This window comes from Pseudomonas tehranensis (assembly GCF_014268615.1).
GTDB classification, from domain to species: domain Bacteria; phylum Pseudomonadota; class Gammaproteobacteria; order Pseudomonadales; family Pseudomonadaceae; genus Aquipseudomonas; species Aquipseudomonas tehranensis.
Genome location: NZ_JABWQV010000509.1, coordinates 1 through 379 on the forward strand (window position 1 = coordinate 1; position 379 = coordinate 379).

1 protein-coding gene is annotated in these 379 nt (G+C 64.6%); it reads left to right on the top strand.

Features of this window, described 5'->3' with window-relative positions:
• A partial coding sequence (locus tag HU811_RS27210; protein WP_225248503.1) for an AMP-binding protein occupies positions 1 to 379 on the top strand: 379 nt, incomplete at both ends.

The following is a 379-nucleotide window of genomic DNA, read 5'->3' on the forward strand; positions in this document are numbered from 1 at the left end:
AGACGCCGATGCCAAGGTCACCTTGACCCAAGCGCAGTGGCTGTCGCGCCTGCCATCCGGACATCAAGCCTGGACCCTCGACGCTCTGCCCCAGGCTCCAGCGTTCGAGCCGATCAGCGTTGAAGCTCACGACCTGGCCTACGTGCTCTACACCTCCGGTTCCACCGGCCAACCCAAAGGCGTGATGAACGAACACGGCGCCTTGATGAACCGCCTGCACTGGATGCAGGACGCCTTCCCGATTGGCCCGAACGACCGCGTTCTGCAAAAGACCCCGTACAGCTTCGACGTGTCGGTGTGGGAGTTCTTCTGGCCGCTGATCACTGGCGCGACCCTGGTGGTGGCGCGTCCGGACGGGCATCGCGACCCGGCCTACCTC